Source organism: Streptomyces sp. NPDC046122 (assembly GCF_056429965.1).
Map to the genome: position 1 here is coordinate 155354 of NZ_JBWKLQ010000005.1, position 25587 is coordinate 180940.

Annotated in this window: 22 protein-coding genes and 1 tRNA gene; 10 read left to right on the forward strand and 13 right to left on the reverse strand. The window is 72.7% G+C overall.

The genetic code is table 11. The annotated features are described in order from the left end of the window. Positions 1-3: 3 nt before the first annotated feature. Positions 4-777, reverse strand: coding sequence for a thioesterase II family protein (locus tag AC07FK_RS16545; protein ID WP_479105588.1), 774 nt, complete (start codon positions 775-777; stop codon positions 4-6). Positions 778-782: 5 nt separating this feature from the next. Beyond that, the gene (locus AC07FK_RS16550) at positions 783-1373 is read right to left on the reverse strand and encodes an NADPH-dependent FMN reductase (protein WP_479105589.1); all 591 of its coding nucleotides are present in this window, start codon (positions 1371-1373) and stop codon (positions 783-785) included. Between the two features lie 281 nt (positions 1374-1654). On the opposite strand from AC07FK_RS16550, the gene AC07FK_RS16555 reads away from it, so the two are divergent. After that, positions 1655-2704 (forward strand): aspartate-semialdehyde dehydrogenase, encoded by a 1050-nt coding sequence (locus AC07FK_RS16555; RefSeq protein WP_479105853.1) that lies wholly within the window; start codon positions 1655-1657, stop codon positions 2702-2704. Positions 2705-2838: 134 nt separating this feature from the next. Here the strand turns inward: AC07FK_RS16555 and AC07FK_RS16560 are convergent, their stop codons facing one another. Both AC07FK_RS16560 and AC07FK_RS16565 read right to left on the reverse strand, forming a co-directional pair. Continuing rightward, positions 2839-3786, reverse strand: a complete 948-nt coding sequence (locus tag AC07FK_RS16560; RefSeq protein ID WP_479105590.1) for a LysR family transcriptional regulator — start codon at positions 3784-3786, stop codon at positions 2839-2841. A 52-nt stretch (positions 3787-3838) separates the two neighbouring features. After that, positions 3839-4021: a hypothetical protein gene (locus AC07FK_RS16565; protein WP_479105591.1), complete on the reverse strand. Its 183-nt coding sequence runs from the start codon at positions 4019-4021 to the stop codon at positions 3839-3841. Between the two features lie 246 nt (positions 4022-4267). Here AC07FK_RS16565 and AC07FK_RS16570 point away from each other — a divergent pair, with 246 nt between their 5' ends. Further along, positions 4268-5263: a helix-turn-helix domain-containing protein gene (locus AC07FK_RS16570; protein ID WP_479105592.1), complete on the forward strand. Its 996-nt coding sequence runs from the start codon at positions 4268-4270 to the stop codon at positions 5261-5263. Positions 5264-5363: 100 nt separating this feature from the next. Here the strand turns inward: AC07FK_RS16570 and AC07FK_RS16575 are convergent, their stop codons facing one another. Next, positions 5364-5561, reverse strand: coding sequence for an MbtH family protein (locus tag AC07FK_RS16575; RefSeq protein ID WP_479105593.1), 198 nt, complete (start codon positions 5559-5561; stop codon positions 5364-5366). 213 nt (positions 5562-5774) lie between these two features. On the opposite strand from AC07FK_RS16575, the gene AC07FK_RS16580 reads away from it, so the two are divergent. Next, a tRNA-Arg gene (locus tag AC07FK_RS16580) sits at positions 5775-5847 on the forward strand. Positions 5848-6093: 246 nt separating this feature from the next. Here AC07FK_RS16580 and AC07FK_RS16585 read toward each other — a convergent pair. The 5 genes from AC07FK_RS16585 to AC07FK_RS16605 form a co-directional block, all read right to left on the reverse strand. Then, positions 6094-7179: a C40 family peptidase gene (locus AC07FK_RS16585; RefSeq protein ID WP_479105594.1), complete on the reverse strand. Its 1086-nt coding sequence runs from the start codon at positions 7177-7179 to the stop codon at positions 6094-6096. A gap of 34 nt (positions 7180-7213) precedes the next feature. Further along, entirely contained in the window at positions 7214-7696 is a 483-nt protein-coding gene (locus AC07FK_RS16590) for a poly-gamma-glutamate biosynthesis protein PgsC/CapC (protein ID WP_344496825.1), read from the reverse strand. Continuing rightward, positions 7693-9273, reverse strand: coding sequence for a poly-gamma-glutamate synthase PgsB (gene pgsB, locus AC07FK_RS16595; RefSeq protein ID WP_479105595.1), 1581 nt, complete (start codon positions 9271-9273; stop codon positions 7693-7695). The genes AC07FK_RS16590 and pgsB overlap by 4 nt, the downstream gene beginning before the upstream one ends. A gap of 5 nt (positions 9274-9278) precedes the next feature. Continuing rightward, complete coding sequence (locus tag AC07FK_RS16600) at positions 9279-11600, reverse strand: cache domain-containing protein (RefSeq protein WP_479105596.1); 2322 nt, start codon at positions 11598-11600, stop codon at positions 9279-9281. Between the two features lie 185 nt (positions 11601-11785). Then, complete coding sequence (locus AC07FK_RS16605; RefSeq protein ID WP_479105855.1) at positions 11786-13012, reverse strand: CapA family protein; 1227 nt, start codon at positions 13010-13012, stop codon at positions 11786-11788. A gap of 152 nt (positions 13013-13164) precedes the next feature. Here AC07FK_RS16605 and AC07FK_RS16610 point away from each other — a divergent pair, with 152 nt between their 5' ends. Continuing rightward, the gene (locus AC07FK_RS16610) at positions 13165-13995 is read left to right on the forward strand and encodes a hypothetical protein (protein ID WP_479105597.1); all 831 of its coding nucleotides are present in this window, start codon (positions 13165-13167) and stop codon (positions 13993-13995) included. Positions 13996-14230: 235 nt separating this feature from the next. On the opposite strand, the gene AC07FK_RS16615 is transcribed toward AC07FK_RS16610, so the two are convergent. Then, on the reverse strand, positions 14231-14635 hold the full coding sequence (locus AC07FK_RS16615; protein WP_479105598.1) for a hypothetical protein: 405 nt from the start codon (positions 14633-14635) through the stop codon (positions 14231-14233). 302 nt (positions 14636-14937) lie between these two features. Here AC07FK_RS16615 and AC07FK_RS16620 point away from each other — a divergent pair, with 302 nt between their 5' ends. Continuing rightward, on the forward strand, positions 14938-15714 hold the full coding sequence (locus AC07FK_RS16620) for a calcium-binding protein (protein WP_479105599.1): 777 nt from the start codon (positions 14938-14940) through the stop codon (positions 15712-15714). A gap of 50 nt (positions 15715-15764) precedes the next feature. Here the strand turns inward: AC07FK_RS16620 and AC07FK_RS16625 are convergent, their stop codons facing one another. Together AC07FK_RS16625 and AC07FK_RS16630 are read right to left on the reverse strand one after the other, a co-directional pair. Beyond that, entirely contained in the window at positions 15765-16685 is a 921-nt protein-coding gene (locus AC07FK_RS16625; RefSeq protein ID WP_479105600.1) for an adhesin, read from the reverse strand. Positions 16686-17053: 368 nt separating this feature from the next. Beyond that, the gene (locus AC07FK_RS16630) at positions 17054-17374 is read right to left on the reverse strand and encodes a trypco2 family protein (protein ID WP_479105601.1); all 321 of its coding nucleotides are present in this window, start codon (positions 17372-17374) and stop codon (positions 17054-17056) included. A 57-nt stretch (positions 17375-17431) separates the two neighbouring features. Between AC07FK_RS16630 and AC07FK_RS16635 the strand changes: the two genes are divergently transcribed. From AC07FK_RS16635 to AC07FK_RS16655, 5 genes are read left to right on the forward strand one after another with little or no spacing between them, the layout of a single operon-like run. Further along, positions 17432-19435: a S1 family peptidase gene (locus AC07FK_RS16635; RefSeq protein WP_479105602.1), complete on the forward strand. Its 2004-nt coding sequence runs from the start codon at positions 17432-17434 to the stop codon at positions 19433-19435. Further along, positions 19432-21801, forward strand: coding sequence for a serine/threonine-protein kinase (locus AC07FK_RS16640; protein WP_479105603.1), 2370 nt, complete (start codon positions 19432-19434; stop codon positions 21799-21801). Before AC07FK_RS16635 ends, AC07FK_RS16640 begins: the two co-directional genes overlap by 4 nt. Beyond that, the gene (locus AC07FK_RS16645) at positions 21708-23258 is read left to right on the forward strand and encodes a VWA domain-containing protein (RefSeq protein WP_479105604.1); all 1551 of its coding nucleotides are present in this window, start codon (positions 21708-21710) and stop codon (positions 23256-23258) included. The genes AC07FK_RS16640 and AC07FK_RS16645 overlap by 94 nt, the downstream gene beginning before the upstream one ends. Then, on the forward strand, positions 23255-24295 hold the full coding sequence (locus AC07FK_RS16650) for a hypothetical protein (protein ID WP_479105605.1): 1041 nt from the start codon (positions 23255-23257) through the stop codon (positions 24293-24295). Before AC07FK_RS16645 ends, AC07FK_RS16650 begins: the two co-directional genes overlap by 4 nt. After that, the gene (locus AC07FK_RS16655) at positions 24292-25566 is read left to right on the forward strand and encodes an extracellular solute-binding protein (RefSeq protein ID WP_479105606.1); all 1275 of its coding nucleotides are present in this window, start codon (positions 24292-24294) and stop codon (positions 25564-25566) included. The genes AC07FK_RS16650 and AC07FK_RS16655 overlap by 4 nt, the downstream gene beginning before the upstream one ends. Positions 25567-25587: the final 21 nt, after the last annotated feature.

Here is a 25587-nt window from a genome sequence, read left to right on the forward strand (position 1 = left end):
TTTTCATGCGAGTGAGATCTCCGGGCGGGACGTGCGCACAGTTTCCTGGAGCAGGTCGAGAAAGTCTTCGGGCTGCTTGCTGAGGTAGAAGTGGTCGCCCTCGAAGAGGTGGACCCGGGCCCCGGCGGTGGTGTGCCGGCCCCACAGGCCGGCCTCGGGCACCGGCACCGCGTGGTCGCCGTCCGCGACGAACACCGTGACCGGGCAGCTCACCGACGCCCCGGCGGCCGCCCGGTAGGAGCCCAGGGCGGTCAGGTCGGCCCGTATCGCCGGCAGGACCAGCTCGATCAGCTCCGCGTGCTCGCCGACGTCCTGGGCGGTGCCGCCCAGGCCCATGATCCGCGCGAGGACGTCGCGGTCGGGCTCCTCGTCGCCGGGGGCCGCGGCCTCCGGGCGGTTCGAGGGGGCGGCGCAGGCGGAGGCGACCAGCCCGGTGGGGGCCTGGCCCGCCGACTCCAGCCGCCGCGCCACCTCGAAGGCGACGATGCCTCCCATGCTGTGGCCGAACAGGACCGGCCGCCGGTCACCGCCGAGCCGGGTGCGCAGCACCTCGGACACCGTGTCCGCGAGCGTTTCGAGGGAGGCGACCGGTTCCTCGAACAGCCGGTTCTCACGGCCCGGGTACTGGATCACCAGCATCTCGATGTCCGGATCCAGCGCAGCCGAGAGCCCGTGGTAGTAACTGGCCGAACCGCCCGCGTGCGGAAAGCAGACCAGGGTGTGGGCGGCCCGGGGCTTCGGATGGAAGCACCGGATCCAGCAGTCCGTGGCGTCCACGCGCATCACGCCCGCAGCGCCGTGGCCCGCAGGGCCCGGTGCGCCTCGGCGAAGTCGACGACCTGGCCGGCCATCGCGGTCAGCTGCCGCTGGATGTGCGGGTCGTCGCACTCCCCGTTCGCGGTGAAGCCGGCGGTCTGACTGTTCATCGCCACGCCCAGCGGGGTGCTCCAGCCCCGCAGGGCGTGGACGACGTCGCGCAGCGCACCCAGCGTCGTCACCGCGCCCTGCCAGCCCTGCCCGACGGACAGGCAGCCGACGGCCCGCCCGGTGAGGTACGGCCTGCTGTCGCCGCGCAGTTCCTCCGTGTGGTCCAGGGCGTTCTTCAGCAGGCCCGACAGGGTCCCGTGGTACGCCGGACTCGCCAGCACCACACCGTCCGCGGCGGTGATCGCGGCCAGCATGCGGCGCGCCTCGGGCGACAGGGACACGGCGCGCGGGTCGTAGAGGGGCATCACCAGTTCGGCGCCGCCGATCAGGCTGACGTCCGCGCCCAGCCGGGCCGCTTCGGCCAGCACCACGCGAAGACCCTGCTCCGCGGTGGAGCCGGGCCGGGAGGACCCCCCGATACCGACGACCTTGACGGCCTGCTGCATGAACCCACCCATTCGATTGGCGAACTCTCCGGTCACGCAGGACCGTTCCGCCCCCAACCCTTCGCCACGCCAAACGTCGAATCAACGTTCGGCCGACGGGCAGATCCGATCGCCGGATTCGGTGTTTCCGATCGCCCGCGGCCCATCGGAACGGCCGATGGGGGCCATCGGTCATGCCGTGCCGTCCCTGATTGCCGGTCAGATCAGACACGGCCATAATCTGTGCCCTGTTCCGGACACCGGTCGACGGACGACCACGCACCGGCTCTACTCGATCGGTGATGTCCATGCCCCTGGTCGACGACCCGCTCGCCCCGCGCATCGCCGTCGTCGGCGCGACCGGCGCGGTGGGCGGCACCCTGCTCGAACTCATCGAGGACCGCGGACTGCGCTACCGGGAACTGCACCTGGTGGCCTCCGCCCGCTCGGCGGGGCTTGACATCCGGGTCGGGGACAGGGACTACCGCGTCACGGACCTGACCGGATTCCACTTCGGCGACGCCGACGTGGTGTTCTTCTCCGCCGGCCACGCCGTCAGCCGCGTCTGGGTGCCGGTCGCGGTCGCCCACGGCACCCTGGTGATCGACAACACCTTCGCCTTCCGGATGAACGCCGACGTCCCGCTGGTCGTCCCGCAGGTCAACGCGGGCGAACTGGACCGCCGTCCACCGTCCGGCGTGATCGCCAACCCCAACTCCGTGACCGTCCCGCTGGTCCGCGTCGTCCGGGACGTGGAGCGCCGCTGGGGAGTGCGCCAGATCGTCGTCAGCACGTACCAGGCCGCGTCCGGCAGCGGCCACTCCGGCATCGAGGAGCTCCAGGAGGCGTCCCGGTTGGCGCTGCAGGACCCGCAGGCGGAGATGCCGGCCAAGGAGTTCACACCGGCGCTGGCGTTCAACGTGGTGCCCCAGATCGGGCAGGTCCTGGCCAGCGGCTTCACCCTCCAGGAACAGAAACTCCTCCAGGAGTCGCGCAAGATCCTGGGTCTGCCCCACCTCGACGTGACGGCGACCTGTGTCCGGGTCCCGGTCGTCAACGGCCACTCGGCGGCAGTGTGGGTCGAGTGCCTGTCACCGGTCGACCGTGCGGAACTGAGCACGCTGCTGGGCACACTGGCCGACGTGACCGTCCACGACGACGGCATGCACGGCGACGTCCTCACACCCGCCACGCTGGGCGACCCGAACCACATCCACGTGGGACGCATACGGGTCTCCGCCACCAACCCGAACAGCTTCCTGCTCTGGCTGGTCACCGACAACCTGCGGGTGGGCGCCGCGCTCAACGCCCTGCAGATCATGGAGGAACTGGTGGCCAAGGGCCACCTGTGACGCGCCCGCGTCTTCGGCGTCGTCAGGACCACCTGTGACGGGCGCGGACGGCCCCGGACGCCGAACCGGCCACCGGCACGTCGTCGACGTACCGGTCGCCGGATCCCTCGCGCGTACGGGGCCCCTCCGCGTCCTCACCCCACCAGCTGGAGCTGCTCCCGCTGGTACGGCGGGCCCGGCGCAGGGAGCGGCGGCTGGTCCTGGGCCATGAACTGCACCGTACGGTCGATGAACACCCGCATCTCCCGCGTGAGCTGCCGGCCCCGGCGCCACGCGATCTGCGTGTACACCTCGAACGGCGGCTCCCAGGCCAGCACGCTCAGCGTCCCGGCCGCGACCGCGTCGGACACCGCCATCGCGGGCAGCACGCTGACCCCGAGACCGGCCGCGAGCCCGCGCTTGACCGACTCGGTGTTGCCGAACTCCAGGAGCCGCACGGGCCGGGCGGCGCCGTTGTTGAGCTCCGCCTCGAACAGCTCCCGGTACGCGGACCCCGCCTCGGGCGCCAGGACGCGCGCCCCCCGCAGGTCCTCGGTGCTCACGTGCCGCAGCGCCGCGAGGGGATGACCGGGTGCGGCGACCGCGACCAGCGGCTCGCGCCCCAGCACCTCGGTCCGTACTCCGGGGTGCTCCGTCCGGGCCTCCATGAGGAAGCCCATGTCGAACGCGCCCTGCCGCAGCGCCTCGCAGGTCTGGGCGCACTGGCTGGGCCGCAGCGCGAGCTGGAGCAGCGGGTAGCGGTGGTGGAAGAACTCCAGCACCGGCGGCATGCGGTACGACGTGAGGCTCTCGGTCGTCCCGATGGTGAGCACCCCTGAGGGCTCCGCCCAGCCGGTGGTCTTGTCCCTGGCCTCGTCGACCAGGGACAGGATCTGCTCCGCGTACGGGACGAGCCGCTCACCGGCGGGCGTCAGACGGATCCGCCCCCGCAACCGCTCGAAGAGCTCCACGCCCAGCGCCACTTCGAGCCCCTTCACCTGGGCGGTGACGCTGGACTGGGCGTACTTCAGCTCCGCGGCGGCGCGGGTGAAGCTCAGCAGCGTGGCGACGCGGTGGAAGGTGGTCAGCTGTCTCAGGTCCACGCCGGCTCCCGACCGTACGGGCGGCCGGCGCGCGTCACGACGGCCACCGGCATCACTGCCAGCCCATGTCCCGCTTGGGCCCTTCGACGGGCACGGTCACGTCTTCGGTGGCGACGGACACGGAGGCCGTCGCGGCGGCCGGCTCGGCGGCGGCGCTCAGGGCGGCGGGCACGAGGAGCGCCGCGGCGGCGAACGCGGTGACAGCGGCGGTCCTGACGATACGGGCACTGAACATGACCGGTGTCCTTTCCATGCGTAAACCCATGGCGAAAGGTTTACGACCGAGAACTCGTTCCTGGCGGAGTCGTCCGCCTCGGAAGTAGCATCACCGCAGGTGAACCTTGGGGGGAAGGGAAACGGCGGGCCGCAATGGGTCATGACCCAAAGCGGCCACCGTGTCACTGAAGGGCCCGACGGCCGGGCCGCCCCCGTACTCGCAACAGGACGACGGAGCGACACCGCCGGATCGGGGAGCTGAGCGATGCTGGAATTACTGGGACTGGATACGCCGACGGAAGCGGTGTACCGCGCCATGCTGGAGCGGCCCCAGGAGGACGTCACCGCACTCGCGCGCCACTTGGACCTCGACGAGGACGCCGTCCGGGCCGCCTGGGACAAGCTGACCGAACTGTCCCTGGTCCAGCCGTCCGCCGGCTCCGCACAGCCGCCCCGGGCGGTCAGCCCCGAGCTCGGGCTGGACTACCTGCTGGCCCGAAGACAGGCGGAGTTCGCCCTCCACCGCCAGCGCATCGCCGCCGCACGGACCGCTGCCTCGCAGCTGATCTCCGAGTACGCCGACCGCCGCCCCGCGGCCGGCGGCGTGAGCATGGAGCACCTGGCCGACGTGGCGCAGATCCGTGCCCGGCTGGCCGTGCTCACCGACAACGTGCGGCGGGAGGTCATGGCCTTCGCCCCGGGGGGTGCGCAGACGGAGGAGAACATGGCGTCCGCGCGGCCGCTCAACGAGAAGCTGCTCGGGCGCGGGGTGGTGATGCGCACGATCTACCTGGACAGCGTCCGCAACTGCGCGGCCAGCGTGGCGCACGCCAACTGGCTCACCTCGATGGGCGGCCAGGTCCGCACGGCCGGCGAACTGCCGCTGCGGATGACCCTGGTGGACCGGGCGACGGCCGTGATCCCCCTCAACAGCGAGGACAGCAGCGAGGGCGCGGTCGTCATCACGGGCAAGGGCACGCTCACCGCGCTCTGCACCCTGTTCGAGACGGTCTGGCAGAACGCGAGCCCGCTCGGCCACAAACCGCGCCGGGACGCGGGCGAACTGGACCGGCAGGAGGCGGCGGCCCTGCGGCTGCTCGCCGAGGGTCACACGGACGAGGGCATAGCCAAGCGCCTCGGCGTCTCGCACCGAACGGCCCGCCGCATCGCGACGGGCCTGATGGACCGGCTGGGGGCCCGCAGCAGATTCGAGGCGGGCGTACGCGCGGTCCAGCGCGGCTGGCTCCCGCACGACCTGTGACCCGAAGCGGCCGGTGGGCCGCCGGCCTCCGCCCCGGCCCACCGACCGCGCCACCACCACGGGCCGCACCATCACCTCGTCCGACCCTCCGGCCGCCCGGCTAACCGGCCCGGCGGACGCTCAGGGGCCGCTGGTCGGTCCAGACGTCCTCCACATGCGCCAGGCACTCCTCCCGGGACCCGCTGAAGCCCCCACCGCGCCAGCCCGCCGGCACGTCGCGGCCCTCCGGCCAGATCGAGTACTGCTCCTCATCGTTGATCACAACGGCGAAACGGCCCTCTTGATCGTCCTGGACCACGGCCCACCTCCACGGATGCTCGGATTGCACGGCCCAGCCTGTGCCGCCCCGCCTCCCGCGACAACACCGCGCCCATGGAAGCTCCCGAACCCCCGGATCGACGAAACCGATGCCCCCGCGCCCCGCCGATCTTCCCCACCCCCAATGCTGCACCCGCACGAGCACCCATCCGGTACCCTGTGGACCGGCCCCCTCACGGGCGCCAACAGCCCCGCCTCCGTAGCTCAGGGGATAGAGCACCGCTCTCCTAAAGCGGGTGTCGCAGGTTCGAATCCTGCCGGGGGCACAGCACCAAGGGCCAGTTCAGAGGGATGAACCTCTCGAACTGGCCCTTCGCTTGTCGTCCGCTTGGCGGCTGACGCCGGAGCGCTCGCCGGCGATCAGGCTGGGCGACGCCGAAGTGGCCCCGCCATCGAAGGAGGCCGGCCGCACCCCGCCACCGGTTGTCGGTGACGTCAGCGGCAACCGGCCAGGACGGCGCGAGCACCGACCAGCCCCGGGCCCCGTACCACGGAGCGGAGGGGGCCCCTTCCTAGACGCGCTTCGCGCTGCGCAGCGTGCTCGCGTAGTAGCCGTTGCCGTCCAGGCGGGACGTGCCGCCCTTGTCGCCGATGGTCGGGCCGTTGACCTCTTCGCGGCTCGACACGAAGATCTTGTGCCCGTCGGTGTCGTGGCCCATGAAGATGCCGACGTGGTCGAGCCGGTCCTTGGTGCGCCCGTCGAGCTTGAAGAAGACCAGGTCTCCCGGTTGCAGTACGTCGATGGACTTCGGCCGGGACCCGGCGCCCACGCCCTTCAGCTCAATGACGTCCGAGCCCAGCGTGGAGCGGGCCATGCCGTTGGCGGTGCGCGGCAGGCCGTCACCGAGCTTGTCGGTGGCCATCAGCGGGAAACGGCCCCGGTAGCCGAAGACGGTACGGATGAAGCCCGAGCAGTCCATGGAACGGGCGCGCATCGCCTCGGGCTGCATGGTGGTGCCGTTGCGGAAGGTGTACGGGATGCCGAGGTAGTCGTAGAAGTCGGACTCCTCCAGGCGGTAGTCGTTGCCCGGGGTGCCTTCGGGGTTGATCGGGCCGAAGTTGGCGTCACCGGCGTACGAGATGCCCTCGGAGTCCTTCTTCACGGGGGCCTGGTCGACGTACTGGAAGGCGATCGCGAAGAGGTCGTCCTCCTTGCTGCCGAAGAACTCCTTGAACCAGTCCTTGAACCACTGCTCCTTCTCGGCGCCCTTGTGCCACGGCTCCGGCATCAGCCGTACCCAGTCCTCGGTGACGACCCGGGACTTGGTGGTCGTGGGTTCGGTGAAGGTGCGGCTGGGGCCGATGAGCGTGGCGGTGCGGGCGTCGTCGGTGAAGGTGGCCAGAACCGCGCCGGCCTCTCCGCGCAGGACCGAGCGCGCGGGACTCTGCAGCCGTTCCCAGGTCTGCTTGCCCGAGGACGTCAGGCCCGCGCCCGACGACTTCAGCGCCGGGGTGTCGGTGACCGCCTGGATGGCGGGGGCCTTGGCCTGCTCCTCCTTGCGGAGCTCCACGGTGAGGTACGCGCTGCCGGCGAGCAGCGCGATCACGGTGGCGGCGTGCAACACCCGACGGGGGCCGCGCTTGGTCTTGGCACTCATGAGGTTCAGCTCCGAGGGGGGGCGGGGGCGGCGGTCAGACGGACGGCAGCGCGCCGAGGAGGATTCCGGCGGTGAGGACGACGTACGCCATGAGCGTCACCGAACCGGTGGCGAGCAGGGTCGCGCCCTTGGGCTGGCGGACGAGCTGGTAGGCGATCAGGCCGGGAACGATGAAGCCGAGCGTCTGATTGGTGTACATCAGCGGGAATTCCATCGACAGGATGATCATCAAGGTGCCCTGGAAGAGGACGCCGGTGAGGACGACGGTGGAGAAGAGCCGCTTTCCGTAGAGGATGACGACGCGCTGGACGCCGAGTGTGGCGACGTACGTCAGGACGGTGACGCCGACGACCATGGCCGCGCGCTGGAGGTCCTCGACGAGCGTCAGGGCCAGCCAGCCCGGGGTGATCATGCCGCCCGGGGAGAGGTTGGTCGTCAGGTAGCAGACCAGCGAGAACATCAGGCCCAGCGCGATGCCGATCGCGGCGATCTCAGGCGTGAGTACGGACGGGATCAACGGGGTTCTCCTGCGTTCTGCTGCTGGGCGTCGGTCACCGGCCGGACCGGTTCGAACATGCCGCGCTGGGGTTGTGGCCGCGGTGTGGCGGGTGGTGCGGACTGGTACAGGGCGGACTGCTGCGGCTCCGACGGGTGCGGCCCGTCCGACGGGTCCCGGTCGGTGGGGTACTGCTCCGGCGGATGCGGCTCGGACGGGTACGGGACAGGCGGCTGCTGCTGTTGATAACGCGCCTCGTACGCCTCCGGGTAGGGCTGATAGGGGTCGATGTACGGCTGGTACTGCTGGAGGGCCAGCGTCTCGTCGTCCTGGACCCGGACCGGGTGCTGCTCCGCGGGCGCCTGGGCCGGGGCGGGCGTACCGGCGGACCTGCCGGCGGCGGGGTCGGCCGGCGTCTCGTCCGCCGGGAGCTCTGCCAGGTGCTCCAGGAGCACCTCGCCCTGCCCGTGGATGTTGCCGATCGCGACCAGCGACGAATCCGGGCCGAGCTCACCGAGCAGCCGGCCCATGAAGTCGTCCGCCGCGCGCCGGTCACCGCCGAGGTCGACCGCCCGGTCGCGCCACTGCGCGGGGATCGCGTCGATGGCGCTCTTCGCCGGGTGGCCGATCACGAAGACCTTGTCCGGCTGGAGGTCCGGGATGATCGCGCCCATCTGGCCGTTGCGCTCGACCCGGTCGGGCCGGCAGTTGATGACCACGTTCAGCGGCCGGCTGATGGCGTCGAGGTCCAGCAGCTGGTTGATGTTCATCAACGTCGACTCGGGGTCGTTCGCCGCGAAGACGTTCGCGAACCGCAGGCGCTTGCCGTCGGGGGTGGCGTACCGCTCGACGGAGAGGACGCCCGGGTCCGGCGGCGCGTCGTACATGCCCCTGAGTGCCGTCTCGCGCTCCACGCCCAGCAGTTCGGCGACGGTCAGCGCGATCGCGACGTTCTCCTTGAAGGTGAACCAGCTGAAGCCGCGCAGCTCCTCGTCGGAGACCGTCTCCGGGTCGGCGTACACCAGCTTGCAGTCACGCGCGTCCGCCTCCTCCTGGAGGATGTGGAAGCGGTCCTGCTCGGCCGTGACGCAGATGCCGCCCTCCGGCATGGAGCGCGACAGCGAGCGCGCCACGTCGTCGAGGGTGGGGCCCATCTCGGCCAGGTGGTCCTCACGGACGTTGCACAGCACGCCGATGGTGGACCGGATCAGCTTGGACTGGTTGATCTCCTGGAGGGCCGGCATGACGGCCATGCACTCGATGACCAGGGCGTCCGGGTTGTACGCCGCGGCGCGCCGCACGATGCCGATCTGTTCCACCACGTTCGCGATCCCGAACTTGCGGTAGACGGGCTCCTCGGTGGCGTCCGGGTGGATGAACCGGGCCGCGGTGCCGGTGGTCTTGGCGACGGTGACGAGGTCACCGCCGCGCAGCGCGCCCGCGCAAAGACGGGTGATGGAACTCTTGCCGCGGATGCCGTTGACCAGGACCCGGGACGGTATGCGCTCCAGGTTGACGAAGTGGCGCCGCTGCTCGACGATGCCGGCGACCAGCAGGACGCCGCAGCACACCAGCAGGACGGTGTAGAGGAAGAGCACGCCGATCAGTTCCTTCCGGCGGTGGTGGTCGCGGTCGCCGTGGTGGCGGCCGGTGCGGCGGCGCCGTCCCGCTTGCGCTGCTCCTGGAGCTGCTGGCGCAGGAGTTCCAGGCTGCGGACGACCGCGCCCACCTCGTCGTGGTGGCGCGGGTACAGGACGGTGCGGCGGTCCCCGCCGGCGAGCGCCTCGGACTGCCGGGCGAGTCCCCGCAGCGGACGTACGACCACGATGTACAGCCAGCCCAGGCAGGCCGCGGCCGCGGTGATGCCGAGCAGCCCGGCCAGGACGGTGCGGTTCTGGAGGCTGTACTCGGGGATGGCCAGGTTGGAGGCGGGCTGCCAGCTGACGACGGTCCAGCCGAGCGACTTCGCCGCTCCGCCGCCCACGAACGGCGCGGCCGCGGCGATCTGCACGCCGTCATCGCCGCCGTCGCGGAAGAGGACACCGCTGGCGCGGGCGCTCAGGCCGATCTTCTGGTTGGCGCCCGCCACGAACGAGTCGAGCCGCTTCTCGGGGAGCTCCTCGAAGGCGCGGTACCCGGTGTTCCCACCGATGATCCGCCGCGTCTCGTCGACGACCCGGACCTGGCCGAGGCCGGGCCGCTTGAGCAGGGAGTTGATGAAGTCGATGCGGAACTCGCCGACCACGCGCGCACCGTCACGGCCCGCGATCTCGGCCTGTCCGGCGACGACGGGTTCCTTGCCCGAGTCGTTGAGGACACCGAGCTGCCGCTCGGCGAGGCCCTTGGCCGTTTCCTCCCGCGGCTCCTCGCCCGCGCTGGTGAGGATCCGGCCGTCGGTGGACATGACGTACAGCGACGCGTAGCGACGGTGCTCGGTGCGGGTGCGCTCCAGGACCTTGCGCATGTCGTCGGGCGATGTGCGGTCACCGATCAGGGACGCGACGGACACGAGGTCCGCGTGGCCCTCGTTGAGCGCGCGCCGCACCCGGTCGGTCAGGGTTTCGGTGCGCTCGCGCTGGTCGCTGACCATCTGCTCGGGTACGACGACGGTGGAGCCGGCGCGGTTGAGCAGCAGCAGCATCGGGCCGGACCAGATCAGCAGCAGCACGGCGCAGACGGCGACGAGCGCCCGGCTGCCGACCCGGCCGCGCCTGCCCGGGCGCTGGTCGGCGGTGGAGTCGGCGGACTCGCCGAGGAGCTGGCGGCGTATCCGCTCCAGGGAGTGGCCGATGCGGGCGGCCTCGCCGTGCGACGGAACGGTCACCGGCCGGGTCAGGTCGCCACGCGTCAGGCGGCGGCTCTCCAGGAACAGCCGGATCAGGGGCCGCTGGACCGTACCGAGGAGAACGGCCACCGCCAGGGCGCCGATCACGAACAGCGCGCCGGCGGCGAGCAGGCCGAACAGCGGCCCGGCGGAACGGGTCGGGTCCTCGGCCACCTGGACCATGGCGACGACGGTGAGGCCGAGGCCGGTGGCGACGGTGCTCTCGCCGGCTTCGGGCCCGGCGAGCGTGGCGTACCCGGCCACGGCGCGTTCCCCCTGGAAGGCCGAGCCACTCATGCTGCCGCTGACTCCGAGGAAACCTCCGGAACCGGGCTCCTTGGACTTGAGGGGGTGCTGGGTCGCCTTGACCGCCGCGGTCTTCGCGAAGGACGTCAGCTGCTTGCTGGACCGCTGGACGACGCCGCGCTGGAACTCGCTCTCGACCTGCTCGGGCGCCCGGATGCCGTCACTGCTGAGAATGCGGCCGTCGGTGTCGACGACGGCGATGGCGCGGAACTGGCCGAGGGCGATGCCGGGGAAGCGGAGGCTGTTGGAGGCGATCAGCAGTTGCTGGGGTTTGCCCTCCCAGGACAGGAGCGCGAAGGAGAGCAGCCGCGTCTCGCCGTTGCGCAGCCGGATCATGCGGGGGCTGAGCCCGTCCTTCTCGCGCAGCTTCGACGTGTCGATCGCGGTGACCGGCACGTTCTCGCCGCGGGCGGCGAGGAGTTTGCCGGTCTTGATCTCCAGTACGGCCGTGCCCGTCCACTTCTGGTAGACGCTGCCGATCTTGTCGAGCACGGCATCGGGCGAGACCGGCTCCGAGGCGTTGAAGAGCCCCGCGGTCCGGTTGAGGTCCGTGACGCTCTCGTCGATGGAGGCGCGCAGCGCGACGGCGCCGTCCTCGGCGAAGTGCTTCTGGGACGTCAGCACGGCCTTGGGGACGCGGTCCTGATCGGTGTTGCCGAGACCCAGGGCGGTGATGCCCGCCAAGGTGAGCAGCAGGGCCGAGAGAGCCGCGATGGGCGGGCGGATGCCTCCCAGGAGCGACATGTCGGCCCGGCGACGGACCTTGCGCCGCCGCGTCGCGGGCGAAGCGGCCATGAGTGTTCACCTTCAGATTCTGGGCACAATGGGTATGCGGGTGAGCTGGGTGTGTCGAGCACGGCACGTGGGCCGGGTGTGACGCCGTACAGAGGCAGACGCCGTACAGGCGCAGCCGAAGCGTCATGACTCGCGAGGCCATGCGGATGGTTGTACGAAATCCGCTCGGTGTGACACGCGTTACGTCAGCCGGGCAGGCCCTGGAGTGGCTTCAGGCCGTCCTTCGAGGCTCCCCGGTTGAGCATGGTGCCCTGCGTGCGCTCGAACGCGAGCTGGTAGCGGGCGCGTTCCTCGTCCGACAGTTCCCTGTTGTCGCGCAGCGCCTCGGCGACATCCACGAGACGGTGGTCTTCCACCCCGGACGTCTCGCCGCTGCTGTCCGGGTCCGTGCTCGTCTCGGCCGGCGCGGCCTCGGCGGCACCGGCCGGAATGGTGACGAGCGTCGGCACGTAGCGCGCCTGCACGCTCCAGCCGTCGCCCTTCTTCCGGAACTCGAACCAGCCGATGACGCCTTCCTCGGTGAGACCGCTGGGCACGTCGTGACGGGCCAGCTGATTGCCGAGGCCGTACGCGACCCAGGTGCCGTCGATCTTCTCCATCGGCTGCACCACGTGCGCGTGGTGGCCGATCACCAGGTCGATGCCGGTGTCCTGGGCGAGCCTGCGGGCCAGCTCGAGCTGCGGGGTACTCGGGTCCGGGTGGTGTTCACGGCCCCAGTGGATGCTCAGGATCACCACCTCGGCCCCGGCCGCGCGGGCGGACTTCTCCGCCGCCGCGATGTCCCGGAAGGCCGTCTTGTTGGCGAGCCACGGCTTGCCGGCGGGCAGCTCACGGCCGTTGAAGCCCAGGGTGTACGAGAGCTGCGCGACCTTGACGCCCTTGACGTCGAGGATCAGCGGCTTCTCGGCCTCCTCGCGGTCGCGGGCGGTGCCGGTGTGCTTGAGGCCGGCCGCGTCGAGTGCGTCGAGCGTGCGCCGGACGCCGGTGGGACCGTGGTCGAGGCTGTGATTCGAGGCGGTCGAGCAGGTGTCGTAACCGACGCTCTTGACCGTGGTGGTGATCTGCGGCGGAACGAGGAAGTCCGGGAAGCTCTGGAACGGCCCCTCCGGCTTGCCGACGACCGGCTCGAAGTGGCAGATCCCCAGGTCGGCCTTGCTGATGACGGGCTTGATCCCGGCCATGATCGGACCGAAGTCGATGCCGCCGCCGCCCGCCTCCTCGGCGTCCTTGCGGGCCTGGTCCGTCAGCTGCGGGTGGATGAGGATGTCACCCGCCGCGGCGACGGTGAACGCGGGTGGGCCCGCCGGCCCGGCGGCGTCCTCCGCGTCCAGGAGGCCGCACCCTGTCGCTGTCGCCGCCAGGAGGCCGAGGGCGACAGTGCGGATTATGCCGGGAAAGCGGGAATGTCTCATCACGATGGTATTTTCACCGCCCTATGACGCGGATCCCGACCATGAAGCCAGCCATTCTCGCAACTGTGCTGGTCGCAGCCATCGCTGTGACGGTTGTCACCATGAACGCCTTCTCGCAAAAGGGCAATTCCGGCGCTGTCGAAAAGGGATCCTTGCGATCGCCGCGGACCGGGATCGACCTGGAACGCCGGATCGGCGCCTTCGCCTCGGACGTCGTCGCGGACTCGGGCTACCGCCCGCCGAGCCGTGCGGAGCGGCGCACCGTGGCCGAGGGCGTCGGCCTCCTCGTCGACGGGCGGCACGCGGAGGCGGGCCGCAAGCTCGCCGAGGTCGACTTCGGGGTCCGTACGCTCACCGACCGGGCCACCGGGCGGCGGTACGCCGAAGTCGCGGACGCGGCGGGAGAGGCGAACCGGGGCTGGGGCCGCGTGTACGTCGGCCTCGGCGCCCCGGCCCGCTGGTCGGTGCAGGTTCCGCACCCCGTGGCGGACCTGGGGACCGAGCGGCTCGGAGCGGCCGTACTGACCGGGCAGCCCGGCGGCGTACTCGTGGTCGCGGGTACGCACCGGGACGCGGGCCGGGGCGACGCGGCGGACGTGGCGCACCGGCGGGACACGGTCTTCCACGCGGTCGGATCCGAGCTCGCGGAGCGCCGCCTGCCGGGCGTCCAGCTGCACGGTTTCGCCGACCGCACGGAACCGGACTATGACGTGATCGTCTCCACGGGCAGGGGCACGGACCGGGAGGACCGCGAGACCGGACGCCGCCTGGCGGGGGCGCTGGGAAGCCGGGACTTCGAGGTGTGCCGGGCCTGGGCGCGCACGTGCGTGCTGGAGGGCCGGACGAACATGCAGGGGCGCAGGGCGGGCGAACTGGACGTGCCGTTCCTGCACGTGGAATTCGCCCGCTCGGTACGGTCCGACGCGGCGAGGGCGGGACGGGCGGTGGCGGCGGTGCGCAGCACGGTGGCGGCCTGGCGGTAGGGCCGCGCCGCGGTGCGACGCTCCGGCCCCTTCGAGTAGCCGGCCAACGTCGTGCAGCTGGGTGCGGGTTCGGGAAGGCCCGACTGAGGTCGGACCGTGTCGTCCGGTCGGCGGTACGGGTCCAGGACCCCGGCCGAGGCGACGACGGTCCCGGCGTCCTCCGCACGAGGCGGCTCGACATCTGCTTCCGGCGTCAACTCGAGTGGCCGTCAGGGGCCCTTGGACCGTATCGCCGTCACGCCCCGACCCGTCGTCCGTCCCTCTTCACGGTGACGATCACGGCACTGACGACCGTGGTCACGAGGAGCGTCCCCACCATCACCATGCCCACGCCGAGCATGTAGAGGCCGCTGGCGTCGTCGGACCAGTCGTAGTAGGCGGCGGCGGTCAGGCCCACCGTCGTGCCGGCCACAGCACCCGGGACGTGGCGCCGGGACGCCGCCCAGCACACCGGCGCCAGCAGGGTCAGCACCAGCCCGATCACCTGCCACGCCTCGTACGGGCCGGTCGTCGAGCCGTCGGGGTGCACATCACGGTGCTGGTCCCAGCCCAGCCAGGCGGCCCACATCGCCAGCGACACCGCGGCCGGCACGAGGATCGACAACAGCTCGCGCCCGGGTTTCAGAGGTCCTTGACTCATACCCCAAGCCTCCCGGCCCACCCCGTCGCCGGTCAGCGCGCACGTACTCATCTCGACCCGAGTACCTCGCACGCCCACCCGTCGATCGCCGTCAGCCGCCACCGCCCGGACCACGCGCCCCGGGCCCCGTCCGTGACGACAGGGTGGGGCGACCCGGTAGAACGTCACCGCACTTCCCGCTCCCCCGCCACGTACCGCTTCCCCGGCGTTGTGGTGCGTCGAACAGGTGTCTACAGTGGGCCGCTCCGTCGCCCGCCGTGTTGATCGTCCGGCGGGTGTGTCTTCATACTCTGGGGAGATAAATGCGCAAGCGCGCAGTCTTCGCTGTGCTCACCGCCGCCGCCGCGCTGGGTGGACTCACCGTCCCCGCGGCGTACGCGGACGAGACCGTCGGCGACATCCAGATCACCGGCGTCGCCGTCAACGGCGGCAAGAACATCGTGGTCGGCCTCGCCGACACCACCGTCGCCGCCTCGCTGACCGCCACCGACCCCTCGGGCATCTGGGACGCCGACTTCCACCTGTGGCGCGGAACGGACCCCGACAACCCCGACGGCTTCGTCACGCCCGACCAGGACACCACCCCGGCCGACTGCGTCGCCGCGAGCGCCACCACCGCCACCTGCTCCAAGACCTTCACCTTCGAGCCGGACTGGTGGCTCACCAACGCCGACGCCGGCACGTGGAAGGTCGGCGTCGAGGCGTGGGCCGAGGACGACAGCCGGGCCGTCAGGGACGCCTACACGACCACCCGCCTCCAGCGGCACTCCCAACTGACCGTCAACGCGGGCCCCGAGCCGGTCGCCAGTGGCAAGACGCTCACCGTGACCGGCAAGCTCACCCGGGCGAACTGGGACACCGGCGCGTATGCCGGCTACACCGCCCAGCCGGTCAGGCTCCAGTTCCGCAAGGCGGGCACCAGCACGTACACCACCGTCAAGACGGTCAACACCTCCAGCACCGGCGCCCTCACCACCACCGTCACCGCGTCGGCGGACGGCTACTGGCGCTGGAGCTTCGCCGGTACGACGACGACCCCGGCCGTCTCGGCCGCAGGGGACTACGTCGACGTGCGGTAGGACGCAGCAGGGACCCAGGAGGACGCAGCGGGACGGGCCGGTCCCGGCGGTCACGCGCGGCAGGTCAGCAGCATCTGGGCTGCCGCGTGGTGGGCGCCCACCAGGTCCTCGTCGCCCCAGTCGCGTCCCCGGTCGAGGAGTTGGACGGCGAAGCGGTCACCCTTGACCTCGTAGCTGCCGACGGGAACCAGGCTGCCCCGGTGGGCGGTCTGGCGTACGGCGAAGGCGGCGTACGAGGAACCGTCGTCGTCGGGGTCGGCGAGCAGCCGGTAGAAGGTGGGGTGGCCGGCCACGTCCGTGTCGCGGCGGCCCCGCGGTACGTAGACGGACAGCGCGCACTCGTCGAAGCCGTCGCCCACCTGCCACGACCAGGTCGCGGTGTTGCCCCGGTCCCGGTCCGGGGCGCCCGACATGGGGACGGCGGTGAAGCTCCCGTCGCAGGAAGCGCCGCCGTAGCCGCCGGACTCGACCGTGTACCAGCCCGCGTCGCCGGCCTCGAACCGGCCGGACTCCTCGTAGTGGCCGGAGGAACAGCCCGGCCCCGCCCACGCCGTGTAGGCCGGGTGCCGGGCCGGCGGCGGCCGGCGGGGGACCTTCGGCTTCTTCGACGGCGGCCGCGGGGCGGTCCGGGTCGGCCCGGAGCTGCGGCTCGCGCTCGACGACGGCCTGGCCGTCGAGGCGGCCGTGGGGTCGAGCGGGCCGGTCGGGCCGATCCGGGTCGGTACGCCGCGGGCCAGGTCGTCCGCGTTGCCGGCGGGGCCGCCCGTACCGCCGCTGTCGCCGTCCGGGTCGGCCAGCAGGGTGGCCGACGTGACGAGTACGGCCACGGCGAGCACGACCGCCGTGGCCAGCAGCGCCTTTCGCGGCCGGGAGAGGGTGGACAGGCGGCCCGCCACAGTCTCGCGGGCGACCCACGAGCCGCCGGCCACCCGGGCGTCGCCCGCGACCGTCCCGCACACCGGACAGGCCATGCCCGGCAGTGCGCCTCTTCCGCCGCCACCGCACCGTACGCACACCATGAAGACCTTCTCGCACCCGAGCTCGTGGACCGGCCTGAGCGGATCAGCCGGGCCAGAGCCCGAACCGAGCCCGACCGGTCGGCCGGCAGCCCCCGCAGTTGTGGGGGACCACTATGCATGAGGCCGCCGCCGTGAGACAGGGGGTGCGCAGGATTCAACGCCCCCGGGCGCGCAGGGATTCGACTCCCCGGAGCGGTTCGGTCCGGTTCGGTCGGTTCCGGTCGGGTGCTGTCCCGGGTCCGGTCCGGTCCGGTCCGCTCGGGTGCGGTCTCCGGTCCGGTTCCGTCCTGTTGCGGCCCGTCCCGTCCGGTCCGGTCCGCCTACTCTTCCGGGCCGCCCACGTCGACCGGGCCGTCGCCGTCCCGGCCCCGGGGCTGCAGCTCCACCTGGATGCGGTGGGTGGTGTCGCTCGACGTCGTCCTGCCCACGTCCGCCGTGACCACCCCGATGCGCAGCCCGCCCTTGCCGCCGGTCTCCCGGCGGACCTGGACGGCGAACTCCAGGCTCACCTTCTCCACCCGGAAGCGCAGCCCGCTCGCCGCCCCCCGCCGCTGGGCCTCCTCCAGATCGGCTCGTACCTGGCTGATCACATCCGCCAGTTCCGCACTCGGCATCTCGCCGTCGGCGCTCAATCTGCTCACATCCCCCCACTGCCGCGAAGGCCCCATTGTCACCCCCCGCGACTATGCTGGTACAGCATGGGGGCGTCACTGGAGGACAACAACTTCCGTACCGACGAAGAGACTTGGCGAGTCCGGTTGCGCCTGCCCGGCCCGCAGGGGGCGGTGCTCGGCGCCGGTGTGCTGCTCGGTGACGGACTGGTCCTGACCTGCGCCCACGTCATCCGGATCGCCGGTACGAACGAGCACCAGCCCGCCGTGACCGTCGAGTTCCCGGGCTCCGGCGGCGGCGCTCCCACCGGTCTGCGCGCCACCGTCGTGCCGGACCACTGGGTCCCCCGCGCCGACGACCACAGCGGCGACCTCGCCCTCCTCCAGCTCTCCGGGCCGCCGCCCGTGGCCACGCATGCCACCCTCCGCCGCCTGCCGACCATCTGGAATCGTCGCGTCCACTTCGCCGGTTACCCGTCCCGCATCAGCGGCGGCAAATGGGCCGAGGCGCTCATCAAGGGGCCGGGCGGGCCCGGCGACGAGTGGGTGCAGATCGATCCGGTGACGGAGACCGACACCCTCATGCGGCGGTTCAGCGGCGCCGGGGTCGTCGACAACAGGACCGGCCACGTCATCGGCATCGTCGTCAGCAAGCTCGACTCCGAGCGCGAGGGCGCGCGCCACCGGCACGGCTACATGATTCCGACCGGCACGATCGTCAAGCATCTCGATCTCGTACGGGAGCGCTTCGTGAGCGGCCGCCGCCCGGTCCCGGACACCCTTTCCGTCGACCCCGCCACGCTGGCCGCCGTCCCGGACCTCCTGACGGGCGGCCCGGGCGTCCTCACCGTCTCCCCGGCGACGTCCACCGTTCCAGCCGGCACGCCCACCGACCTGCCGGGCCCCGCGGTCACCACAACCCCCGCGACCCGCCCACCCGGCAGCGGCGGTTCCGGCGCCTCTCTCGCCCGCCGCGGCTTCGCCCGCTGGCTCACCCGCTGGCTGACGGACGAGACCGGCATGGCCCACGTGGAGATCACCTTCGTACAGGACGAGGACCGGGACGCCGCCCTCGCCCTGCGCACCACCCTCACCCTCGCCGACCGCGAGCAGTCCCCCCGCACCTCCGTCGCCGTCGCCGGACCCGGCCGCAGCGCCACCGCGCCGCGCGCCGGCAGCCTGGATCTGGCCGTCGACGCGCGCGGCAAGTCCCCGGCCCGGATCGCCGAGGAGATAGCCGAGGTCATGGCCCTCGACGGCCCCGGTGTCCTGCCGCTGCCCGAACGCATCGCGGCCGACGCCCTGCCGCTGACCACCGTGGCCCTCGGCGTGGACGACGCCCTCCAGCCGGTGGAAACCGTCGAGTTGCTGCACAAGCTGGTGCGGCGCGGCGGGCGGCTCCTGCTCGTCTTCGGGCGGTTGGAGTCCCCCGCCCTGCACCGTACGTACGAACTCCTCCTCGAAGCGGACCGCCCCCAGCGCTGGCTGGAGCGCATCGGCGGCCGCGTCCGCGCCCTCGCCGACACGGAAGAGGCCGCCCGGGAGTTACGCCGCCGCGCCGCGACCTGCGTCACGCCCCTCCCGACCGTCCTCCGGTACGCGCCCGAGCTGGAGCTCAAGGCGGCCCGCCTCGAAGCCGACCCCCGGCAGGGCACGACAGGCTTCCTCGCCAAGCTGTCGTACGTCGAACGGAACGCGGAGGGCGCCCTGCTGGAGGCGGAGACCGCGCACCGCGGGCTGGCCGGTCAGCTCGCCCGCCACCAGGACCTGCGCGGCCTCCTCGACGGCCACCAGGCGCGCCTCGCCGCCCACGGTCTGGCCGAGACGGCGGCCTCCGCCCACCAGGAGGCGCAGCGGCTCCTGACCGGCGGCCCGTGCGAGCTGGAGGTGGCGGAGGCGGCGGTCGACCGGTTCGTACGAGAGGCCCGCGCCGCACTCGCCGCCCGCGCCGCACCCGCGCCGCACCCGGCGCCGGGACATGCGACCGGACAACCGGCGCCCGGGGCAGGAGAGACCACGCGGGCGCCCGAGCCGGCCGACGCGACAGACCCGGCGACAGCAGCGGAAGCCACACCGAAGGGCGACCGATGAGAGCATGTCCGCACCCCGGGTGCACCGGCCGTGTCACCGAGACCGGCTTCTGCGACCTCACCGGTCTGCCCGTGGACGGCGAGGCGGAAGCCGCCGCACAGCAGGGTGCGTCGACGGCGGAGGCGCAGGCCCGGGCGGCGCGGCGCACGGCCCGTTCCGCCGCCCGGTTCGTCCTGTCCCGCGGCGGCGAGCACCTGATGGATCTGCCGCTCGTCCAGGTCCCCGATCCCGCCCTCCTGGTCGATCCCGTCGAGGCCCGGCCCGCCTCCCACGTCATGCGGTGCGGCAACCCGAACTGCACGGAACTGATCGGCTTCGTGACGAGCGAGGGCCGCTGCACCTGCGGTACGCCGTACTCGCTCAAGCCCCAGCTGACGGCCGACGACGTACTCGCCGACCAGTACCAGGTCGTCGGCCCCATCGCGCACGGCGGCCTCGGGTGGGTCTACCTCGCCGAGGACACCCAGCTCTACCGCCGGCCCGTCGCGCTCAAGGGCCTGCGCAACCCGCACAGTTCGCTGGCCCGCGAAGTCGCGCTGCGCGAGCGGCGGCACCTGACCGACCTCAACCACAAGGACGTCATCCGCGTCATCAACTACGCCACGCACCGCCCCACCGGCACCGACTACATCGTGATGGAGTTCGCGGGCGGGATGCCGCTGCACCAGATCGCGGAGCGGATCGCGCGCGACGAGGCACCGTTCGACGGCGACCGGGTGCACGAGTTCGTCGTGAGCTACGGGATCCGGATCCTCGACGCCCTCGACTACCTGCACACGCACAAGCGCAAGGTGTACGGCGACATGAAGCCGGACAACGTCATGCACTGCGACGACGGAATCAAGATCATCGACGTGGGCGGGGTACGGGACTTCGGCGCACCCGGCCCGTACACCGACCCCTACCGGGCCCCCGAGGTCGAGGAGGACGGCAGCCGGGCGCACCCGCAGTCCGACCTCTACAGCGTCGGCGTGACCCTGCGCGAGCTCACCGAAGCGGCGCACCACCCCGCCCCCGGCCTCGGCGCCGAGTCGCTGCGCCGCGCGCTGGCCCGCGCCACCGAGGAGAAGCCGCGCAAACGGTTCGCCACGGCCGCCGAGATGTCGCTCCAGCTGCGCGGAGTCATACGGGAGTTGCGCTCGCTGCGCCTGGGCACGGAGACCTTCGAGCCCTCCCGCCTCTTCGACCCGGCCTCGGCCGCGCTCGACGGCGGGCTCGGCGAGGCCCCCGCCCTCGACCTCTGGGCGTACGGCACGCACCGCCTCCCCCTCAACGCCGCACGGCCCTCACCGGACGAGGTCGCTGCGGGCCTGCCCGTGCCCAGGACCGACCCCGACGACCCGCAGGCGGCGTCCCTCGCCCGCATCTCGCACGACGCGCCGGGCCTCCTGGAACTGCTGGCGGACTGGACGCCGTCGCCGGAGCTGCACCTGCTGCGCTGCCGCCTCCACCTCGGCCTGGCCCGTCGCACGTCCGCCGACCGGCCCCGTCACCGGGCGCAGGCGCGCCGCGAGCTCTGCCGTGCCGCCGCTCTCGTCGGCCGGATGGCCCCGCACGACTGGCGGCTGCACTGGCACGCCGGGCTGCGGCACCTGTGCGACGACCGGATGGCCGAGGCCCGCAAACGGTTCGACCTCGTCTACGACTCGCTGCCCGGCGAGTACGCCCCGAAGCTGGCCCTGGGGTACTGCCACGAACGGCTCGGCCGGCCCGACCGCGCCAGGGACTACTACGAGGCGGTCTGGCTCCGCAACCACTCCCTGGGCAGCGCCGCCTTCGGGCTCGCGCGCATCCATCTCGCCCGGCAGGAGCGGGAGAAGGCCCTGGACATCCTGGAGCGCGTGCCCAAGGACTCGCGGCACCGCACGGCCGCGCGGACGGCGATCGTACGGATCCTGGCGGGCCGGCGCACACCGGACGGAGCGCCGCCGCCCCTGGCGTCGTTCGCCGCCGCGCTCGCCCGAGTCACCCGCCTGCGGGAGGAGGGGCTGACGGACCGGCACGCGACACTGCGGCTGGAGACGCACATCACGGAGGTCGTACTCGACTGGGTCCTGGGGCCGCCGCCGGACGACCCGCGGGGCGTACAGCAGCGGCTGGGCGCACTGCGCGAGCGCGTCCAGGACGGCGACATCACCGAGAACAGGCTGCGCAGACGCCTCGAGGCGGCGTACCGGGGCCTGGCCCAGCAGGCCGGCGACGTACGCGCGCACGCGCTGCTGGACCTGGCCAACGGGGTACGGCCCCTGCGCTGGACACACAAGGAGCACCCATGGCTCAGCACGGCACAGAAGGCGGCGAGGACGCGGGAGGTGTGGAGGACGGCCCAGGCGCCCCTTCCGCGGGAGTCGTCTCCCTCGAAGTGAGCCAGCAGCCCTACGTCTCCGCGGAACGCGGGGCGGAGGGCGGGACGCGCATGTGCGCCGTGGTGACCGTGACGGCGTCCCTGCCCACGGCCGGTGCGGGGGCGCCGGCCCCCGCGCCCCCCGCACGGGCCGAGGTCCTGCTCCTCGACTGCTCCGCCTCCATGGGCCACCCGCGCGAGAAGCTGTGGGCCGCCCAGGAGGCGGCGGCCGAGGCGATCCGCGCGCTGCCCGACGGCACCTACTTCGCCGTCGTCGCCGGACGCCACACCGCGGACCTGGTCTACCCCGCGGGTCCCGTCGCGTCCACCGCTCCCGTACAGGCCGACGCCACCACCCGCAAGGAGGCCCAGGACGCCGTGGAACGCCTCGCTCCGAGCGGCGGCACGGCCATCGGCAGCTGGCTCGCCCTGGCCCGCGAACTGTTCGGGCGCCGCCCGGGGCCCGCCGTCCGGCACGCGCTGCTGCTCAGCGACGGCCGCAACGAACACGAGCGGCCGGACGCGCTGGCCGCCGAACTCGCCGCCTGCTCCGGTCTGTTCACCTGCGACGCCATCGGCATCGGGGACGACTGGGACCCCGACGAGCTGCACCTGGTGGCCGAGAGACTCGACGGCAGGGCCGACGCCGTACGCGACCTCGACGCGCTGCCCGGCGAGTTCCGCACCGTCACGGCCGAGTCCACCGGCCGGTCCCTCACCGGCCTGCGGCTGCGCCTCACGCACCGCGCGGGCAGCGCCCCGCTCACCGTGCGGCAGGTCCACCCGACCCGCCGCGACCTGCTCCCGGAGCGCCTGGCCGTCGACGACCGGTGCGTGGAGTTCCGCACGCCTCCGTGGGGGGACGAGACCCGCGAGTACCTGGTGTGCGTGGCCGCTTCCCGTACGCCCCAGGAGCCGGTCGACCGGGCCCTGTGGCTGGCCGACGTGAAGATCGTGCGGGTGCCGGAAGAGGGCATCCCGGACGAGGGCGCATGGGACGGGGGCGCACCGGACGGGGCCGTACCCGAAGCAGCCGTACCCGACGAGGGCGCACCGGAGGAGGCCGTGCCCGGGCCGGGCGTGCCGCTGCTCCCCCCGGCGCACCCCGTGCTGGTCCACTGGACGCGCCGTCGCGACCTCTACAGCGCCTACGACCCCAAGGTGGCGCACTACGCCCACCACGACGCCCTCGTCCGCGGCCTCGAAGCGGGCCGCGCCGCCCAGCGCGCGGGCGACGCGGAAGGGGCCCGCGCCGCCTGGGGCGAGGCCGTGCGCCGGGCCCACGCCATGGGCAACCAGCCCATGCTGCAACGGCTCGGCGACGTCGTACGCATCATCGACGCGGCCACCGGCGAGGTGGAGATACGCCCCGACATCCGGCCGCTCGACATCAACTCGGCGATGGTGCTGCGCGCCCACAGCACCATGCTGCCCCGCCAGCCCCGAGCGCCCCGGGAGCCCCGGGACGGCGACGCGTGAAGGCGTACCGGCCCCGCCGCTTCTGGCGCTCGGCCACCGGGGCCGACGGCGTGTCCACCGTCGGCTACGTGCGCCGCCAGCTCACCTGGCTCCTCGCGCTGACCGCCGTCGGTGGTGCGGCGCTGTTCGGCGCGTACGACACGGTCCACCGCGACTCCGTGACGATCCGCGAGCGCACCGGTCCCGCCGTCGTCGAGCTGGCCAGGGCGCACGCCTTGCTGCGGCAGGCCCACACGACCGCCGACGAGCACCTGGACTACCGCGCGGACCACCACGAGTGGCCGGACATCCTGCCGCGCGGCGAGGAGTACCGGACCCAGGTGGCCGAGGCGAAGAGCAGCCTCGCCCGGGCCGCCGCCGCCGGCTCCCTGGGCCGCGAGGACCGCCAGACCCTGCGCATCGTGTCCGGGCTGGTCGACAGCTACGCCCTGCGCATCGACGGCGCGTGGACCCAGTCGCACGAGCCGAAGCTGAGCGGCGCCAACCTCGCGTACGCGCGGCGGATGATGCAGGAGAGCGGGACCGGCATCCTCGCCCGGATCAGCGCGCTCCAGTACCGGCAGACCACCGCCCTCGGCCACCAGGAGGACTGGGGCGTCGCGCCGCTGCTGGCCTGGCCGGTGGCGCTCACGGCCTGCGCACTGCTCGGCGTGCGCCTGGTGGGCGCCCAGGTGTTCCTGCGGCGGCGCTTCCGGCTGCGGCTGAGCGTGCCGTTGGCGGCGGTGACCCTCCTGCTCGCGGCCGTCCCCGTCCTCGCGTTCGGCACGTGGCAGGCGCACACGGGCCAGTCGGGGATGCAGCGGGCGGTCGCCCCGCTGACGGCGGTCGGCACCCCCGGCGCTCAGGCGGGGGCCGTCGCGGACGCCGACGCGGACATCGAGAAGGCCGTACGGGAGGCGAACACGGAAGGCTGGGCCCGGCTGACGGTGTTCATCCCGCTCGGCACCGCGCTGATGGCGGGGGTCGTCCTGTGGACGCTCCAGTCGCTCCTCACCGAGTACGCCGTTCCCCGGAGCCCCGCAGGAGGCCGCACGTGACACGCCCCCGCCGTACGCCGCGCCTTGTGCTGTCCCTGTGCCTCCTCGCCGGGCTCGCCCTGTCGTCGGCCGCGTGCGCGCAGGAACCGCCGCCGGTCGTGAGCGTGCTCGGACCCTGGACCGGTGACGAGGAGGCGGGCTTCGAGAAGGTACTCGACCGGTTCACGAAGCAGTACGGGATCGCGTACGACTACCAGGGCACGACGTCGCTGCGCGAGACGCTGCTCGCCCAGGTGCAGGCCGGATCGCCGCCGGACATCGCCGTACTGAACAGCCTCGGCGAGCTCACCGAGTACGCGCACCAGGGTGTGCTCGTGCCGCTTCCCGAGACCGTCCGCCAGCGTTCCCCGGAACCGTGGGCCCCCGAACTCACCGTGGACGGCCGCAAGAACGCCTACTGGACCCCCGTCAAGGTCGACCTCAAGAGCGTGGTCTGGCACTACCCGGGCCGCTCGGCGCAGAAGGGCGACTGGTGCGTCGGCATGGGGTCCGGGGCGACGACGGGGTGGCCCGGCAGCGACTGGATCGAGGACATCCTGCTCCAGAAGCGGGGGCCGGACGTGTACGAACGGTGGGCGACCGGCGACCTGTCCTGGACCAGCCGCGAGGTCCGCGACGCCTGGGAGACGTGGGGCCTGCTGATGGCCCCCGGCGGCGACAGGAGGCAGGCGGACGCCGCCCTCGCCAACGACTTCAACGGCGAGGACGGCGACGGGCTGCTGCGGCGGTCCGGTGACGGGTGCCACCGCGAGCACCAGGGCAGCTTCGTCCGGCGGATGTACGACGAGGACATCGCGTACGTCCCGACCGCCCGGGCCGTCGCCGCGCTGCGCAACGAGCGGGGCGCGTACGAGGTGGCGGGCGACATGGCGGCGCTGTTCGACGACACGGCGGGCGCGCGGGCGCTGATCACCTTCCTCACCGGCGACCAGGCGCGCGCCACCTGGGCACGGGCGGTGCCGGAGGGCAGCCGCCCGTTCTTCCCGGTCTCCGTCGGCTCGTACGGCGAGGGCTGGTCGAACCGGGCGGTGAACGAGACCCTCACGGGCGCGAGGCGGCTGTGCGCGGACGCGTCCGACGTCATGCCGCCGGGGGTCCGGGGCGCCTTCTACCGTGCGGTACTGGAGTTCCTGGCAGACCCGGCGGACGAGAAGCTGCTCACGGGCCTGCTCAGGCAGCTGGAGGACGAGCGGCAGCGGCACGTCGAACTCGGCACGCCCCGCGTGCCGTCGGTCTGCGCGGCCCCGGCGGCCGGGGCGCTCACCCCCTAGTCGCGGCACCGCGCCACGGGG